Genomic DNA, 12,867 nt, shown 5'->3' on the forward strand with positions numbered 1-12,867 from the left:
GCCCCGGTCAAGGCGCCGGCCGCCGCGGCCGGAAACGACGAAGCCGCTGTCGTCCGACAGCGACTTCGTCGTTCCGCGTCTGGCCGGGGACGCCCGACCTGAGCGACCTCAGGCCAGCTCGCGTCCCTCGCCCGCCGCACGCTGGTGCGACTCGGCCTCGGCCTGGCCGATGATGTCCTCGGCGGGCACCGGGTTCAGGCGGTCCCAGAGGAAGAACAGGCCGCCGCCGACGAGCAGCGAGATCCCGACCCACAGGTTGATGTGGATCCCGCCGGTCTTCTCGGGGTCGGTGTTCCAGTGCACGATCCCGACGATGGTCGTGATCACGCCGTAGAGCACGAACAGGCCGCCGAGGATGCGGCGCAGGTCGAGTCGGCGGGTGGAGCGGACGAGGGCTGCCTTCTGCTCCTCGGTCATCGCGCCGGGGGTGGTGGTGTCACTCATGAGAAGTGGTCTCCTTCGCGGATCAGAGGAACGGGAGGTACAGGACGACGCACAGGACGAGCGCGACGGTGCCGAGCAGTGCGGGCGAGCGGTACCAGGCGGTGTCCGTCGCGACCGAGTCGCCGTGCAGGTCGATCTTGCCCACGCCGTAGACGAGTCCACCGAGCTCCTTCTCGTCCTTCGGCTTGGTGAGCATCGAGACGACGAAGCCGACGACCAGCACGGTGACGAACGAGATGATCGCGCCGTACAGGGTCTCCGCGGTCGCGGTGGCGAACAGGTCCGGGTTGACCAGGTAGGCGATCCAGGTGATCGTCGGGGTCACGATGCCGAGGACGTACCCCCAGAGCGCACCCTGCGTCGTCATGCGCTTCCACAGCAGGCCGAGGATGAACACGGCGAACAGCGGTGCGTTGAAGAACGAGAACAGCGTCTGCATGTACGTCATGATGTTCGACGCCTGGGCCGCGATGAACGCGGTCGCGATGCCGACCACGACGCCGACGACGGTGACCCAGCGGCCGGTCTTCAGGTAGTGCGGGTCGGGCATGTTCGGGCGGATGTAGCGCTGCCAGATGTCGTAGGTGAAGACGGTGTTGAACGACGAGACGTTCGCCGCCATGCCGGCCATGAAGGACGCCAGCAGACCGGTCACCGCGATGCCGAGCACACCGGTCGGCAGGTACATCTGGATGAGCTTCGGGATCGCGTCGTTGTAGGTCAGCGTGCCGTCGGCGAACTGGTTGCCGACGACGGCCGCGGCGATGAGGCCCGGGATCACGACGATGGCCGGGATGAAGAGCTTCGGGATCGCGGCGATGAGCGGGGTGCGGCGGGCCGCGGACATGTTCTTCGCCGAGAACGCGCGCTGCACCTCGGTGAAGTTCGTGGTCCAGTAGCCGAAGCCGAGCACGAAGCCCAGGCCGAGCACGATGGCGAGCCAGTTGGCGCCGATCGGGTTGGTGACGTCACCGAAGCCGGTGCCGGCCCAGGCCTGCAGGTGCTGCACGCCCTGGGTCTCGGTGATTGCCTTCGACAGGCCGTCCCAGCCGCCGACGCGGTGCAGGCCGACGATCGTCAGCGGGATGAGCCCGGCGATGATCACGAAGAACTGCATGACCTCGTTGTAGATCGCGCTCGAGAGCCCGCCGAGGGTGATGTAGACGAGCACGAAGCCGGCGGAGACGATGATCGCCAGCCACTCCGGCCAGCCGAGCATGGCCTCGATGACGATGGCCATCGCGTAGAGGTTGATGCCCGCGATGAGCACGTTCGACACCGCGAACGCGATCGCGTTCACCAGGTGCGGCGCCTTGCCGAAGCGGCGCAGCATGAACTCCGGCACGGAGCGGACCTTCGAGCCGTAGTAGAACGGCATCATCACGAGGCCGAGGAACACCATCGCGGGCACGGCGCCGACGAGGTAGTAGTGCAGGGTGGCCATGCCGATCTGGGCACCGTTGGCCGCCATGCCGAGGATCTCGGTGGCGCCGAGGTTCGCGGACACGAACGCCAGGCCCGTGATCCACGCCGGCATCGAGCGGCCGGACAGGAAGAAGTCCATGCTCGTCCGGACCTGCTTGCGGGCGGTGAACCCGATCCCGATGACGACCGCGAAGTACACGATGATCATCAGGTAGTCGACCCAGCCCAAGTCGAGCCGGATCCCTTCGTTCGCTGCAGCGAGAACCATTCACATCTCCACGTCAGTGTGTTGCAGTCGACAACTCTGCCGACCCGGACGGAGACGTTACACCGATTTGTGACCGTTCACATAGCCAGCGCATGCATCGTCCGAGCCGCGCAGCGCTCCCTCGGTTCGCTACGCTCGGCCCATGACCGACGCGTCGCGCATCCTCGTCCTCAACGGCCCGAACCTCGACATCCTCGGGCGCCGCGACCCGGAGCAGTACGGCACCGTGACGCTCGCCGAGATCGAGGCGATCGTGCACACCGAGGCGGCCGTGCACGGGCTCGAGGCCGACTTCCGCCAGACGAACCGCGAGGGCGAGCTGGTCGAGTGGCTGCACGAGGCGCTCGACGACTTCGCCGCGGTCGTCATCAACCCCGCCGCCTACGCGCACACCTCGGTCGCGCTGCACGACGCGGTGGAGGCCCTGTGGGTCCCCGTCGTCGAGGTGCACCTGTCGAACACGTGGAAGCGCGAGCCGTTCCGCCACGTCGACCACGTCGCCACCGCCGCGACGGCGGTCATCGCCGGCGCGGGCGCCGATGGCTACCGCCTGGCGGTCGCGCACGTCGCGTCCCTGCTCGGCTGAGCCAACGACCGGACGGGAGGCCCGTGGCGGCGTCGCCACGGGCCTCCCGTCCGCCATCTGGTCACGCTGGGTCGCGCCCGTTCCTTCCCATGGCACGCGCGATGCCTGGTGGTTCCGGGCATACCTGGTGAGAACTTTCGACCAGGGACGCCCGGAAGCACCAGGGACGCCCGGAAGAGCCGGGCGTGGGGATCAGAACTCGGCGGGGCGCCGCACGTCGGTCAGGCCGGCGGTGGCGAAGCCGCCGCGGATGAGCGGCACGGCCCGGCGCACGGCCTGGTCGATGCGGAGCTCGAGGTCGACGCTCGCGATGTCGTAGCCACCCTCGCGCTTGGTGAAGTCCCGCTCGTTGCCGAACACCCCGAGCGGCAGGGTCGTGGACTGGAAGAACCCGAACAGCGGGCGCATCTGGTGTTCGACGAGCAGGGCGTGCCGGTCGCTGCCACCGGTGGCGGTGAGGAGCACCGGGGTGTCGACGAGGTCGTACTGGCCGACCCAGTCGAAGAACAGCTTGAAGGCACCGGAGTAGGCCGCCCGGAAGGCTGGGCTGCCGACGACGAGCACGTCCGCGGACTCCACCGTCTCGAGGGCCCGGCGGGTGCGGTCGGACATCGTCTCGCGACCCGAGGCCGCTCCGAGGTCGGCCAGCAGCGGGCCGATCTCGATCGTCTCGGTCCGGGCGCCGTCGATCTCCTCGGCCAACCGGGCCACCGTCGCCGCGACCAGGGTCGAGGTCCGCGAGGGGTCCGATGGGCTGCCACTGACGCCGACGACCAGTTCTCCGCTCATGCGGTCGATGCTCACACGCTGCCGGGGCGGGCGGCACGTTCGTGACGACATGTGTCGGGTGCCAGTCCGTCGGGGTAGCGTCCGCGCCATGCAGACCTTCCTGCCGTACGCCGACTTCCGGGCATCCGCCGAGGTCCTCGACGACCGGCGGCTCGGCAAGCAGCGGGTCGAGACCCTGCAGGTGATGCGCGCCCTGACGCTCCCCGACTACGGCTGGCAGCACCACCCGGTGACGGCGATGTGGCGCGGGTACCGTCCGGCGCTGATGGCGTACCAGGAGGCCACGTGCCGCGTCTGGGCCGAGCGCGGGTACGCCGACACGTGTCTCGAGAAGACCCTGCTCGACCTGGGCCGCGTGCCGGAGGACCTGGCTGCCTACGAGCGGGGCGACGTGCCGATGCCGCCGTGGAACGACGACGAGGCCCTGCACGTCTCGCACCGGTCGAAGCTCGTGCAGAAGGCGCCGGAGCACTACCGGGAGCTGTTCCCCGACGTGCCGGACGACCTGGACTACGTCTGGCCGGGGACCCCCGAGACGGCGACGCACACCGCCTGACCGTCAGGCGACCGCAGGGCCGTCAGGCGACCGGGATCCAGCGACCGCCCTCGCGCCGGGTGACGACGTCGGAGCGGATCTCGACCACGTCCCGCAGCCCGTCGACTGCGGCGTCGCGGACGGCCGCGGCGGCACGGTCGTCCTCGGCCTCGAAGCGCACGACGGCACAGGGGACACCACGGAGCAGCCGGACGTCCTCGGCCTCGACCACGGCGTGTTCGCGCACGAGGGCGGCCGCGGCGGGCAGGACGGCGTCCGGGGCGGTGCCGGGCGCGAGGGCGCCGATCGCCAGGGTCGCACGGTACGAGGGCATGCGACGACGCTACCGGGGAACCGGATCCCGCCGTGGGCTGCAGGGGAACCGACGCCGCTCAGGGGTGCGGACGTCGACCCACGGCGGGATCGCGGTGTACGGCGGGACACGACGACAGGGGGACCGTCGCGCCCCGCGCCGGACGTCGATCAGGGGGTCGACATCCGGTCTGGGTCCACCGCGCGGCTCGGTTCAGGGGAACCGCACGGTGGTGGACCTCAAGGGTGTTCGGTGTCCTCTCGGTACCGGTCCGTCTCGGTCGGTGCGGGCATCGACCGGTGGGCGGCGGCTGGCCGGACCATCGGGAGCAGGGCACTCCCGGCGGTCGCGAGCGCTCCGACCACGGCGATGATCCCGAGCGGGGCCGTGCCGAGGTCGTGCTGCGCTGCCAGGGCGAGCGCGACGAGGGTGGCCGGCGCCGGCAGGAGCTGCACCGCTCGGAAGCGGTCGTCCCGTCGTGTCCGGGTCATCATCGCGTTTGCCATGACCACACTCTGACGCAGATCGGTTGTCCGCAGAAGGGGGGACACGTACCCAGAGATGGAGTAGAACGTCTAGTACACCTCAGCCGAGGGCGCGGACGGTCGCCACGGCGTCGGCCACGGCCCCGACGACGACCGGGACGTCGTCGGCGGTCAGGGCCGCGTCGAACGTCAGGCGGAGCGCGGTGCGCGCCACGTCCTCGGGGATCCCGAGCGCCGTGAGCACGTGGGAGGCCTCGTTGCTGCCCGCAGCACAGGCGCTGCCCGACGACGACACCACGTCGCGCTGCTCGAGCTCGAGCAGGACGGTCTCGCCGTTGACGCCCGGGAAGCAGAACGACGCGTGCCCGGGCAGTCGGTGCTCCCGCGACCCGGTGACGAACGCGCCGGGGACCGCGGCGAGCACGCCGTCGAGCACCGCGTCGCGCACGGTGGTCGCCGTGCCCTCCCCCGACCGCGCCGTCTCCGCCGCCAGCCCGAGGGCGGTCGCCACCGCCACGGCGCCGGCGACGTCCTCGGTGCCGGACCGCCGTCCCCGTTCCTGTCCCCCGCCGTGCAGCAGCGGCTCGAGCGGGACACCGGCGCGCACGGCGAGCACGCCGGTGCCCTTCGGAGCACCGAGCTTGTGCCCGGACAACGACAGCGCGTCGACGCCCAGCACCCCGAGACCGATCGGCAGCCAGGGCGCGGACTGCACGGCGTCGGTGTGGAACCGCGCCCCGACCTCGTGCGCCACCGCCGCGAGCGCGGGGACGTCCTGCACGGTGCCGATCTCGTTGTCGGCGTGCGCGATCGAGACGAGCGTCGTGTCCGGGCGGAGTGCCGCGCGCAGCACCGCCGGGTCCACGCGGCCGTCCGGGCCGACGGGCAGCACGGTGACGTCGAAGTCGTGGAAGCGGGCGAGGTACGCGCAGCTCTCCAACACCGCCTCGTGCTCGATGGCGCTCGTGACGACGTGCCGACCGCGGGGTGCGGCGAGGGCGATCCCCTTGATCGCGGTGTTCGCCCCCTCGGTGCCGCCGGTGGTGAAGACGACCTCGGCGGGCCGGCACCCGAGCACACCGGCGACGGCGGCCCGTGCGGCGGTGAGTCCCCGCGCGGCTTCGTCCCCGACCCCGTGCGTCGACGAGGGGTTGCCGAACACCCCCGTCAGGTAGGGCCACATCGCCTCGAGCACCTCGCGGCGGACCGGGGTGGTGGCGGCGCGGTCCAGGTAGAACACGGCTAGTCCCGCACCGGCACCGCGACGTGCTCCGTCGGCACCGCGACGTGCTCCACCGGCACCGCGACGTCGATGTCGAGTCCGAGGTCGAGCGCCCGCGCCGAGTGGGTCAGCGCCCCGACCGAGATGACGTCGACGCCGGTCGCCGCGATCGCCGCGACGGTGTCGAGCGACACGCCTCCCGAGGCCTCGACGAGCGCGCGTCCGGCGACGATGCCGACCCCGGTCACGAGTTCGTCCGGGGTGAAGTTGTCGAGCATGATCGTGTCGACCCCCGCAGCGACGACGGGTTCGATCTGATCGATGCGGTCCACCTCGACCTCGACGTGCACGGTGTGCCCGAGCCGCTGGCGGGCCTGGGCGATCGCGTCGCCGATGCCGATGCCGCCGGCCAGGAGCACCGCCAGGTGGTTGTCCTTGGCGAGCACGGCGTCGGAGAGCGAGGTGCGGTGGTTGTGTCCGCCGCCGCACCGGACGGCGTACCGCTCGAGTGCTCGGAGGCCGGGCGTCGTCTTCCGGGTGTCGACGATCCGCGCCGAGGTGCCCGCGGCGGCAGCGACGTGCGCCGCGGTGGTCGTCGCGATGCCCGACATCCGCTGCACCAGGTTGAGGGCGACCCGCTCGGCCCGCAGCACGGCACGCGCCGACCCGGTCACGGTCGCGAGGACGTCGCCCGCGACGAAACGCGTCCCGTCGGCGACGTGCACGACGGCGTGGATCGACGGGTCGACGGCGTGCATCACGGCGACGAACACCGCGCCGCCACTCAGCACGCCGGGCTCGCGCGCGCCGAGGGTCGCGGTCGCGGTCGCCTCGGCGGGGATGAGGGTCTCGCTGGTGACGTCGCCCCAGGGTGCGTCCTCCTCGAGCGCGGTCTCGATCACGCGACGGAGCGCGTGCGGCGGGATGGTGCCGGGGTCGGTGGTCATGCGGGTACCTCCTGCGGGACGACTGCGGAGCCGTCGGTGCGTTCGTCCGTGTGCTCGTCGGGGTGTGCGTCGGTGTCGTCGGCGACCCAGGCGTACGAGGCCGGGGCGGTGGGGTCGGTGTCGGGGTGGTCGGTGCGGGCGTGCGCCCCGCGGGACTCGGTGCGGGCCTCGGCGGCGAGCGCGACGAGTCGCGCCAGGTCGAGCAGCGCACGGTCCTCGTGCTCGCGCACGCCCCCGCCGGTCGGCGCGGTCAGCGCGTCGAGCTCGCGGCGTGCGCTGGCCAGCCCGACGGCGTCACGGAGCAGCCCGACGCGGTCCGTCATGACGGACTGGACCGCCTGCCGGACGGCACCCAGGTCGTCGAGGTGGGTCGCGCCTCCAGGCAGGGTCGGACGGGAGGAACGGATCGCGTCGGCCGCTCGAGGCACGCTGGTGACGTGGAGACCCGCGTCCCCGCGCAGGCGGAGCAAGCCGGGTCGCGGTGCGGCGACCGCGTCCGCTGCGCGGACCGCGAAGACGAGTCCCTCGAGCAGGGAGTTCGAGGCGAGCCGGTTGGCGCCGTGGACCCCGGTGCAGGCGGCTTCACCGACGGCGAGGAGTCCGGGCAGGCTGGTGCGGCCCTCGGCGTCGGTGGCGATGCCGCCCATCGAGTAGTGCGCGGCCGGTGCGACCGGGACGCCCTCGCGGGTCCAGTCGAAGCCGGCGGCGCGGGTGGCCCGGGTGAGTCCGGGGAACCGCGTGACCAGGAACCCGGCGTCGAGGCCGGTGGCGTCGAGGAGCACGGGCGCGCCGCCCTGGTCGCGCACCGCGGCGGCGATCCCCCGCGCGACGACGTCACGCGGGGCGAGCTCGGCGTCCGGGTGCACGTCGGTCATGAAGCGGTGCCCGGCGGCGTCGCGGAGGACGGCGCCCTCACCGCGGACGGCTTCGGACACCAGGCCGCCACCGGGGACGGCCAGCCGTGTCGGGTGGAACTGGAAGAACTCCAGGTCGGCGAGGACGGCGCCGGCGCGCCAGGCGGCGGCGACCCCGTCACCGGTCGCGACCAGCGGGTTCGTCGTCTCGCGGTACAGGTGTCCGGCTCCCCCGGACGCGATGACGACGGCGTCGGCGTCGAGCCGGCGGGGTTCCCCGAGGAGGTCGAGGACGTCGACGCCGACGACCACGCCGCCGCGGACGACCAGGTCGGTCAGGCTCGTGCGCTCGAGGATCGTGACGTGCCGTCGGTGCAGTGCTGCGATGAGGGTGCGTTCGATGGCGGCTCCGGTCGCGTCACCGTCGGCGTGCACGACGCGCCACCGGCCGTGCGCGGCTTCACGGCCGCGGGCGAGGTCGTCGCCGTACCGGTCGAGGGTCGCCGGGTCCGACGACCGGTCGAAGGGCACCCCGAGGGCGAGCAGGTCGCGGACGCGGGCCGGGCCGTCGGTGCACAGGACCTCGACGGCCCGGGTGTCGGCGCTGCCCGCCGCGGCGACGTGGGTGTCGGCCTGGTGCAGCGCCGCGGAGTCGTCGGCACCGAGCGCCACCGCGATGCCGCCCTGGGCGTACGCGGTGGCGCTGTCGGCGAGCGCCCCCTTCGTCACCAGGGTGACGTCGTGCAGGGCACTGGCGCGGATCGCTGCGGTCAAGCCGGCGATGCCGGAGCCGACGATGACGACGTGCACGGTGGTCTCCCTCGTTCGGTCGGGTCCGCGTCTCAGCCGCGCGGCTTGGCCGCGAGCATGCGCTCGAGCGCGACCTTGGCGTCGGCCTGCACGTCGGTGGGGACGACGATCTCGTTGAGGACCTCGCCGCGGACGAGGGCCTCGAGCACCCAGGCGAGGTAGCCCGGGTGGATCCGGTACATCGTCGAGCAGGGGCAGACGACCGGGTCGAGGCAGAAGATCGTGTGCTGCGGGTACTCGGCGGCGAGCCGGTTCACCATGTTGATCTCGGTGCCGATCGCGAACGTCGTCGGCTCGGTGGCCGCGGCGACGGTCTTCCGGATCAGGTCGGTGCTGCCGGCGTGGTCAGCGGCGTCGACGACGGCCATCGGGCACTCCGGGTGCACGATGACCTGCACGCCCGGGTGCTCGCGGCGGGCCTGGTCGATCTGGTCGACGGTGAAGCGGCGGTGCACCGAGCAGAAGCCGTGCCAGAGGATGACCTTCGCCTCGAGCAGGTCCGCGGCCGTGTTGCCCCCACCCGGCAGGCGCGGGTTCCACATCGGCATCAGGTCCGTGCTGATGCCCATCGCCTTCGCGGTGTTGCGGCCGAGGTGCTGGTCGGGGAAGAACAGGACGCGCTGCCCACGCTCGAAGGCCCACTCGAGCACGGTCGCGGCGTTCGACGAGGTGCACACGATGCCGCCGTTGCGACCGCAGAAGGCCTTGAGGTCGGCGGCGGAGTTCATGTAGGTGACCGGGATCACGGGGACGCGGCCGTCGGCGTCGGGCTCGGTGCCGTACGCCGCGGTCAGCTCCGCCCACGCGGCCTCGACGCTGTCGATGTCGGCCATGTCGGCCATCGAGCAGCCGGCGGCCAGGTTCGGCAGGATCACGCGCTGGTCGTCGCGCGCCAGGATGTCGGCCGTCTCGGCCATGAAGTGCACGCCGCAGAACACGATCGCCTCGGCGTCGGGTTTCGTCAGGGCGGCGTTCGCGAGCTGGAACGAGTCGCCGAGGAAGTCCGCGTGCCGGACGACCTCGTCGCGCTGGTAGAAGTGCCCGAGGACGACGACCCGGTCGCCGAGGGTGGCCTTCGCCCGCTCGATGCGCTCGTGGAGCTCGTCGGTCGGGGTCGTCTTGTACTCGTCGGGCAGGACGCCCTGGCGCGGGGCGCTCGTCGGGATGACGTCGGACATCGACGACCCCGGGCCGTACCCGGGGCGGGAGTCGAAGTCCCACGTCGGCATGGCGAGATCGGGCGTGCAGGTGCTGCCGCCGGCCTTGCCGTTGGAGATGAGTTCGATCGTCGTGGCGATGGACACGGGGCTTCCTATCGGTTCCGCTGCTGGTGCTGATCGGCCCCGGTCTGCAGCGGGCCGTTGTCCGCGTAGGCCAGGTCGGGGTTCGAGCGGTACAGCCGGGCCGGACGGTGCCGACCCCCGCTCGTGGTCTCGTCGGTCGGCAGGACCGCGTCGGTCTTCTCGACCTGCCGACGGAAGTTCGCGGGGTCGAGTGCACGGCCGAGCACCGCCTCGTACACGCCGCGGAGTTCGGCGAGGGTGAAGCGGTCACCGAGGAACGCCTGCGCGATCCGCGAGTAGGACATCTTGTTGCGCAGCCGCCACAGGGCGTACCCGACGATGCGGTCGTGGTCGAAGGCGAGGGGCGGGTGCTCGTCGGCCAGGAACCACCGGACGTTCCAGTCGTCGGGCACGACGTTCGCCTCGTCCGGGTGCACGAGTGCCCAGTACACGATCGACACCACGCGGCTCGGGGATCGTCCGACGTCCCCGAACGCGTAGAGCTGCTCGAGGTACCGCGGCTGGACGTTCGTCGTCTCGCGCAGTCGGGCGGCCGCGGAGTCCTCGAGCCCCTCGTCGTCGCCGACCCAGCCGCCGGGGAGCGCCCATGAACCCTCGAACGGTTCGGCGACGCGACGGACGAGCGGCATCCACAGCGCCGGGGCCCCGGTGTCGGGGTGCGGGCGCAGTGCGACGATCACGGTGGAGACCGCGACGCGGATGCCTGCTTCGTCCATGGTGGAGATAGTGTCAATCTGACTCGAAGTGTTCGGGTTGGAATGACACTATCACTGCGGCGCGGCGCGCTCGTCACGAGCCGGAAACAGATCGTCACGGGGCCGAAAACTCCCGAGGGGCCGCCGCGGTTAGCGTGGAGGACATGACGACGGTGACGAGGGTGCATGCCGTGGTGTCGGGGACGGTCCAGGGGGTCGGCTTCCGGTACTGGACCGCTCGGAAGGCGGACGGGCTCGACCTCGTCGGCTACGCGAGGAACCTCTGGGACGGCACGGTGGAGGTCGAGGCAGAGGGACCCTCGGTCGCCGTGGACTCGTTGGTCGAGTGCCTGCGCACCGGGCCGCCGTCGGCGACCGTGACCGACGTCACCCTGCGGTCGGTGGTGCCGCACGGCGACGCCGACGGGTTCGCGATCCTGCACTGAGCGGACGTGCATGGGAGCTGCGCCGACGACCGGCCGGCTCGGCACCGATCGTTCACCTGCGGATGTCGGAGCGAAGCGGAATAATCGCATCCACTCAGGGAGTTGGCCTGTCTGCGCGTCCTGCGCCACACCCGTTCCACCCGTCGTGACCCACCAGGAGCACCCGCATGACCCAGGCCGTCGATTCCGCCCCCCGCACGGGAAGCGTCTCGCAGCCGTCCGCTGCCGAGACCCGACTCGTGATCGGGCTGCTGCTCGTCTCCGCGTTCGTCGTCATCCTCAACGAGACCATCATGGGCGTGGCCCTGCCCCGGCTCATGGACGACCTGGACATCAGCGCCGCGACCGGCCAGTGGCTGACCACCGGCTTCCTGCTCACCATGGCGGTCGTCATCCCGATCACCGGGTTCCTGCTGCAGCGATTCAACACCCGACCGGTGTTCGTCTGGGCGATGGGCCTGTTCTCGGTCGGCACGCTGATCGCCCTGCTCGCGCCGGGCTTCACCGTCCTGCTCGTCGGCCGCATCGTGCAGGCCAGCGGCACCGCGATCATGATGCCGCTGCTCATGACGACGGTCCTGACCCTCGTCGACCCCGCACACCGTGGCCGCATCATGGGCAACATCTCGATCGTCATCTCGGTCGCTCCGGCCATCGGCCCGACGATCTCCGGCCTGATCCTCAACGCGTTCTCGTGGCGCTGGCTGTTCGGCTTCGTGCTGCCCATCGCGATCGCGGCGCTCATCCTCGGCATGGTCAAGGTGCAGAACGTCTCGACGCCGCGCAAGGCACCGATCGACGTCGTCTCGGTCATCCTCTCCGCCTTCGCGTTCGGCGGCATCGTCTACGGACTGTCCAGCATCGGTGAAGCCGGTACGACCGGTCCGCTCGTCCCGGTGACCGCCCTGGTCGTCGGTGCCGTCGCCCTCGCGGTGTTCATCGTCCGGCAGACGCGCCTGCAGCGCACCGACAGCGCCCTGCTCGACCTGCGCACCTTCCGCACCCGTGGCTTCACGGTGCCGATCGTCGCGATGGGCCTGAGCTTCATGGCGATGTTCGGCACGCTCATCCTGCTGCCGATCTACCTGGAGCGCGTCCTCGGCCTCGAGGTCCTGCAGGTCGGCCTGCTGCTGCTCCCCGGTGGGCTGCTGATGGGCCTGCTCTCCCCCATCGTCGGGCGCATCTACGACCGCCGTGGCCCGCGCGTGCTGCTGATCCCCGGATCGATCATCGTCAGCGCCGTGCTCTGGGCGCTCTCCACCGTGGGCGTCGACACCAGCGTGTGGTTCGTCCTCGGTGCGCACGTGGTGCTGAGCATCGGCCTGGCCCTGACCTTCACGCCGCTGTTCACCGCGGCGCTCGGCGGGCTGCCCCCGAAGCTGTACTCGCACGGCAGCGCGGTGCTCGGCACGGCGCAGCAGCTCGCCGGTGCGGCGGGCACCGCCCTGTTCGTCACGCTGCTGACGATCGGTGCGGCCACCGCCGTCGAGGGCTCCGGTGCCCGTGGGGTCCAGGTGGCCACCGCGTCGGGCGTCGGCACCGCCTTCATGGTCGGCGCGATCATCTCGCTGTTCGGCATCCTGGCGTCGGTGTTCGTCCGCCGGCCCGAGGTGCCCGAAGGCGCGCCGACGCCCCCGCCCGTGCACTGACCGACGAGCCTCTCGCACCGACCGACGAGCCGGGCCGACGCCGAACCCGTGACGGGACCGGCGCCGGCCCGCGCCCGTCTCCGGACCGCGTGGCA

General features: G+C 71.6%; 14 protein-coding genes. 4 read left to right on the forward strand and 10 right to left on the reverse strand.

Going from position 1 to position 12,867, the window contains the following annotated elements; all coding sequences use genetic code 11:
* Positions 1-108: 108 nt before the first annotated feature.
* The gene (locus DEJ03_RS03000) at positions 109-444 is read right to left on the reverse strand and encodes a hypothetical protein (protein WP_027466303.1); all 336 of its coding nucleotides are present in this window, start codon (positions 442-444) and stop codon (positions 109-111) included.
* 22 nt (positions 445-466) lie between these two features.
* Entirely contained in the window at positions 467-2,137 is a 1,671-nt protein-coding gene (locus tag DEJ03_RS03005; protein ID WP_110863436.1) for a sodium:solute symporter family protein, read from the reverse strand.
* Positions 2,138-2,279: 142 nt separating this feature from the next.
* On the opposite strand from DEJ03_RS03005, the gene aroQ reads away from it, so the two are divergent.
* Positions 2,280-2,723 carry a type II 3-dehydroquinate dehydratase gene (aroQ, locus tag DEJ03_RS03010; RefSeq protein WP_027466301.1) on the forward strand — a complete coding sequence of 148 codons (444 nt, stop codon included), beginning with the start codon at positions 2,280-2,282 and terminating at the stop codon, positions 2,721-2,723.
* Positions 2,724-2,915: 192 nt separating this feature from the next.
* Here the strand turns inward: aroQ and DEJ03_RS03015 are convergent, their stop codons facing one another.
* Complete coding sequence (locus DEJ03_RS03015) at positions 2,916-3,512, reverse strand: NAD(P)H-dependent oxidoreductase (RefSeq protein WP_110863492.1); 597 nt, start codon at positions 3,510-3,512, stop codon at positions 2,916-2,918.
* A gap of 88 nt (positions 3,513-3,600) precedes the next feature.
* On the opposite strand from DEJ03_RS03015, the gene DEJ03_RS03020 reads away from it, so the two are divergent.
* Complete coding sequence (locus DEJ03_RS03020; RefSeq protein ID WP_110863437.1) at positions 3,601-4,068, forward strand: MSMEG_6728 family protein; 468 nt, start codon at positions 3,601-3,603, stop codon at positions 4,066-4,068.
* Positions 4,069-4,090: 22 nt separating this feature from the next.
* Here DEJ03_RS03020 and DEJ03_RS03025 read toward each other — a convergent pair whose 3' ends face one another.
* The 7 genes from DEJ03_RS03025 to DEJ03_RS03055 all read right to left on the reverse strand — a co-directional run bounded on the left by DEJ03_RS03025 (position 4,091) and on the right by DEJ03_RS03055 (position 10,698).
* Positions 4,091-4,381, reverse strand: coding sequence for a hypothetical protein (locus DEJ03_RS03025; RefSeq protein WP_110863438.1), 291 nt, complete (start codon positions 4,379-4,381; stop codon positions 4,091-4,093).
* A 218-nt stretch (positions 4,382-4,599) separates the two neighbouring features.
* Positions 4,600-4,866: a hypothetical protein gene (locus tag DEJ03_RS03030; RefSeq protein ID WP_111233264.1), complete on the reverse strand. Its 267-nt coding sequence runs from the start codon at positions 4,864-4,866 to the stop codon at positions 4,600-4,602.
* A 79-nt stretch (positions 4,867-4,945) separates the two neighbouring features.
* On the reverse strand, positions 4,946-6,085 hold the full coding sequence (locus tag DEJ03_RS03035) for a cysteine desulfurase family protein (RefSeq protein WP_110863439.1): 1,140 nt from the start codon (positions 6,083-6,085) through the stop codon (positions 4,946-4,948).
* A gap of 2 nt (positions 6,086-6,087) precedes the next feature.
* Positions 6,088-7,014 carry a carboxylating nicotinate-nucleotide diphosphorylase gene (gene nadC, locus DEJ03_RS03040; RefSeq protein WP_110863440.1) on the reverse strand — a complete coding sequence of 309 codons (927 nt, stop codon included), beginning with the start codon at positions 7,012-7,014 and terminating at the stop codon, positions 6,088-6,090.
* Positions 7,011-8,678, reverse strand: coding sequence for an L-aspartate oxidase (gene nadB / locus DEJ03_RS03045; protein WP_110863441.1), 1,668 nt, complete (start codon positions 8,676-8,678; stop codon positions 7,011-7,013). Before nadB ends, nadC begins: the two co-directional genes overlap by 4 nt.
* A 32-nt stretch (positions 8,679-8,710) precedes the next feature.
* A complete protein-coding gene (gene nadA, locus DEJ03_RS03050) occupies positions 8,711-9,982 on the reverse strand; it encodes a quinolinate synthase NadA (protein ID WP_110863442.1) in 1,272 nt (423 codons plus the stop codon).
* Positions 9,983-9,990: 8 nt separating this feature from the next.
* A complete protein-coding gene (locus DEJ03_RS03055; protein ID WP_110863443.1) occupies positions 9,991-10,698 on the reverse strand; it encodes an NUDIX domain-containing protein in 708 nt (235 codons plus the stop codon).
* Positions 10,699-10,841: 143 nt separating this feature from the next.
* Here DEJ03_RS03055 and DEJ03_RS03060 point away from each other — a divergent pair, with 143 nt between their 5' ends.
* On the forward strand, positions 10,842-11,123 hold the full coding sequence (locus DEJ03_RS03060) for an acylphosphatase (RefSeq protein WP_035808828.1): 282 nt from the start codon (positions 10,842-10,844) through the stop codon (positions 11,121-11,123).
* 167 nt (positions 11,124-11,290) lie between these two features.
* On the forward strand, positions 11,291-12,772 hold the full coding sequence (locus DEJ03_RS03065; RefSeq protein WP_110863444.1) for an MDR family MFS transporter: 1,482 nt from the start codon (positions 11,291-11,293) through the stop codon (positions 12,770-12,772).
* The last annotated feature ends 95 nt before the right edge of the window (positions 12,773-12,867 follow it).

Origin of the sequence: Curtobacterium sp. MCLR17_043, from assembly GCF_003224215.1 — a bacterium.
GTDB classification, from domain to species: domain Bacteria; phylum Actinomycetota; class Actinomycetes; order Actinomycetales; family Microbacteriaceae; genus Curtobacterium; species Curtobacterium flaccumfaciens.

Bases quoted from the DNA above. Each gene is read 5' to 3' on its own strand.
- DEJ03_RS03000 (WP_027466303.1), bottom strand. From the start codon at position 444: ATGAGTGACACCACCACCCCCGGCGCGATGACCGAGGAGCAGAAGGCA.
- DEJ03_RS03025 (WP_110863438.1), bottom strand. From the start codon at position 4,381: ATGCCCTCGTACCGTGCGACCCTGGCGATCGGCGCCCTCGCGCCCGGC.
- nadC (WP_110863440.1), bottom strand. From the start codon at position 7,014: ATGACCACCGACCCCGGCACCATCCCGCCGCACGCGCTCCGTCGCGTG.
- DEJ03_RS03020 (WP_110863437.1), top strand. From the start codon at position 3,601: ATGCAGACCTTCCTGCCGTACGCCGACTTCCGGGCATCCGCCGAGGTC.
- DEJ03_RS03015 (WP_110863492.1), bottom strand. From the start codon at position 3,512: ATGAGCGGAGAACTGGTCGTCGGCGTCAGTGGCAGCCCATCGGACCCC.
- DEJ03_RS03065 (WP_110863444.1), top strand. From the start codon at position 11,291: ATGACCCAGGCCGTCGATTCCGCCCCCCGCACGGGAAGCGTCTCGCAG.
- DEJ03_RS03005 (WP_110863436.1), bottom strand. From the start codon at position 2,137: ATGGTTCTCGCTGCAGCGAACGAAGGGATCCGGCTCGACTTGGGCTGG.
- DEJ03_RS03055 (WP_110863443.1), bottom strand. From the start codon at position 10,698: ATGGACGAAGCAGGCATCCGCGTCGCGGTCTCCACCGTGATCGTCGCA.
- DEJ03_RS03060 (WP_035808828.1), top strand. From the start codon at position 10,842: ATGACGACGGTGACGAGGGTGCATGCCGTGGTGTCGGGGACGGTCCAG.
- DEJ03_RS03030 (WP_111233264.1), bottom strand. From the start codon at position 4,866: ATGGCAAACGCGATGATGACCCGGACACGACGGGACGACCGCTTCCGA.
- aroQ (WP_027466301.1), top strand. From the start codon at position 2,280: ATGACCGACGCGTCGCGCATCCTCGTCCTCAACGGCCCGAACCTCGAC.